The sequence below is a fragment of the Streptomyces griseorubiginosus genome, assembly GCF_017614965.1.
In the GTDB taxonomy this organism is placed as follows: domain Bacteria; phylum Actinomycetota; class Actinomycetes; order Streptomycetales; family Streptomycetaceae; genus Streptomyces; species Streptomyces griseorubiginosus_B.
Map to the genome: position 1 here is coordinate 1 of NZ_WVUG01000544.1, position 2822 is coordinate 2822.

The window sequence follows — 2822 nt, forward strand, 5'->3', positions numbered from 1 at the left end:
ACCCCGGCCGGACGCGCCCACCCCGCGAAGCCCCGCCTCGGTCAGCGCTCCCGTCGGTCGCCGGCAGGATCACCGCGCCGGCGCGTGTCCGTGCAGCGAGTGGCCGACCAGCCGGAAGGTTTCCCGGGCTGAGCGACGGTCTGATCATTGACCAGATGGGCGCCGACCAGTCGGGTGACCCGCCCCCCGCCGGGGGTGTCGGCGATCGTGTGCCCGAATGCGGCCGTTCGGGTGGTGAGGAGCAGACCGGTGGCCGCCGTGGGCCAGGCCGCAGGCGACGGCGATCGCTCCGAAGGAGACCCCGGCTTCCTGTCGAACATATGTTCCCATCCGGATGGGCGCCCACCACCCGCGCGCCGAGCCGGGAGCCCCCGCACAAGGCAGGAGCCCCGCCGCCTTGCGGCGCGGGGCTCCTTGGGTACTGCTATCTGTTCCGGATCAAAGCACCAGGCTCCGAGACCGAATGATCAGACGGGGGTGACGTTCTCCGCCTGCGGGCCCTTCGGGCCCTGGGTCACGTCGAAGGAGACCTGCTGGTTCTCCTCCAGCGAACGGAAGCCGCTCGCGTTGATCGCGGAGTAGTGAACGAAGACGTCGGGGCCGCCGCCTTCCTGGGCGATGAAGCCAAAGCCCTTTTCGGCGTTGAACCACTTCACGGTTCCGGTAGCCATAAGCCCTCCTTGGGCCCAAAGGGTTGCCCTGCTCCAGAACCCTGCAAGTGTGAAAACAAGTGCCGCACAACTGCATACGTCTGAAAACGACGAGAGCCCGCGGTTACATGCTCCGCAGGCTCTGTACTGCAAGGAAACCAAACTGCAACTTGCGGCGAGCCTAGCACGCGGGCAGCCGAAAGCAATAGAGGGCAAGATCACGTCACCCGGATGTTTGAAAGATCCGAGAGTGGTTGACACCGGGGCCGAAGTCTGGAGCGTACCCCATAGGGTCTAGCCTCGCGATGTGGACAATTCTCGCACCCGGCCGCGCGTCGGCCACATCCAGTTCCTGAACTGCCTGCCCCTGTACTGGGGGCTCGCGAGAACGGGCACGCTCCTCGACTTCGAGCTCACCAAGGACACCCCGGAGAAGCTCAGCGAGCAGCTGGTGCATGGAGACCTCGACATCGGGCCCATCACCCTCGTCGAGTTCCTCAAGAACGCGGACGACCTGGTCGCCTTCCCCGACATCGCCGTCGGCTGCGACGGCCCGGTCATGTCCTGCGTCATCGTCTCGCAGGTCCCGCTGGACCAGCTCGACGGCCGTCGGGTCGCCCTCGGGTCGACCTCGCGCACCTCGGTCCGCCTGGCCCAGCTCCTCCTCGCCGACCGCTACGGCGTCCGGCCCGACTACTACACCTGCCCGCCCGACCTGAGCCTGATGATGCAGGAGGCCGAGGCGGCCGTACTGATCGGGGACGCGGCGCTGCGCGCCAACCTCCTCGACGGCCCGAAGTACGGCCTGGCCGTGCACGACCTCGGGAGCCTGTGGAAGGAGTGGACCGGCCTGCCGTTCGTCTTCGCGGTGTGGGCGGCCCGGCGCGACTACCTGGAGCGCGAACCGGTCATCACCCGCCGCGTCCACGAGGCCTTCCTCGACTCCCGCAACCTCTCCCTCGAGGAGGTCGGCAAGGTCGCCGAACAGGCGGCCCGCTGGGAGGCCTACGACCAGAAGGTCCTGGAGCGCTACTTCACCACCCTCGACTTCCGCTTCGGCGGCCCCCAGCTGGCGGCCGTCGCCGAGTTCGCCCGGCGCGTCGGGCCGACGACCGGGTTTCCGGCGGACGTGAAGGTGGAGCTGCTCCAGCCGTAATCACTACGCTGCTGCACACCAGGCGTACCGGGGGAGCGTGACGCCGGCGTACAGGGGGAGAGTGACGCCATGCAGCCGCTCGGAGTCGACGAGCCGACCGTCGTCGGGCCCTACCGGCTGCTGGGCCGGCTCGGCTCCGGCGGCATGGGCCGGGTCTACCTGGGCCGCAGCGCCGGGGGCCGCACGGTCGCGGTCAAGATCGTGCACCCCCACTTCGCGCTCGACGAGGAGTTCCGCGCCCGCTTCCGCCGCGAGGTGGACGCGGCACGGCGGGTCGGCGGCGCGTGGACGGCCCCCGTCCTCGACGCCGACCCCGAGGCGCCCGTGCCCTGGGTCGCCACCGGCTACGCGGCGGGCCCCTCGCTCGCGACGGCGGTCGCGGACGCCGGTCCGCTGCCCGCCCATTCGGTACGAGCGCTGGGCGCGGGCCTCGCGGAGGCGCTGGCGGCGGTGCACGAACTGGGCCTGGTGCACCGGGACGTGAAGCCGTCCAACGTCCTTCTCACCCTGGACGGGCCCCTGTTGATCGACTTCGGCATCGCCCGCGCCACGGACGGCACCGCGTCCCTCACCTCCACCGGCGTCTCCATCGGCTCGCCCGGCTACATGTCCCCGGAGCAGATCCTCGGCAAGGGCGCGACCGGCGCGGCCGACGTCTTCTCCCTCGGCGCGGTGCTGGCGTTCGCGGCGACGGGTGAGCCGCCGTTCCCCGGCGACTCGTCGGCCGCGCTCCTGTACAAGGTCGTCCACGAGCAGCCCGAACTCGGCTCCCTGAGCGGTGAGTTGCGGGAGGTCACGGAGGCGTGCCTGGCCAAGGACCCGGCCGCGCGTCCCACCCCCGCCGACCTCGCCCGGCGGCTGGCCCCCGAGGGGGCGGCGCGGCTGGTGGCGGGCGGGTGGCTGCCGGGAGCGTTGGTGGAGCAGGTGAGCCGGAGCGCCGTACGGCTGCTGAATCTCGAGGCAGCGGAGACGGGGGAGGCCGCTTCGGGGCCGGTGGGGTTCAGCAGGCCTTCGGT

Annotated in this window: 3 protein-coding genes; 2 read left to right on the forward strand and 1 reads right to left on the reverse strand. The window is 70.8% G+C overall.

Annotated elements, in window-relative coordinates:
* Positions 1-467: 467 nt before the first annotated feature.
* Positions 468-671 (reverse strand): cold-shock protein, encoded by a 204-nt coding sequence (locus GRC12_RS43365; RefSeq protein WP_003992177.1) that lies wholly within the window; start codon positions 669-671, stop codon positions 468-470.
* A gap of 286 nt (positions 672-957) precedes the next feature.
* On the opposite strand from GRC12_RS43365, the gene GRC12_RS43370 reads away from it, so the two are divergent.
* Positions 958-1806, forward strand: a complete 849-nt coding sequence (locus GRC12_RS43370; RefSeq protein WP_208785938.1) for a menaquinone biosynthetic enzyme MqnA/MqnD family protein — start codon at positions 958-960, stop codon at positions 1804-1806.
* 69 nt (positions 1807-1875) lie between these two features.
* A partial coding sequence (locus GRC12_RS43375) for a serine/threonine-protein kinase (RefSeq protein WP_208785939.1) occupies positions 1876-2822 on the forward strand: 947 nt, incomplete at its 3' end.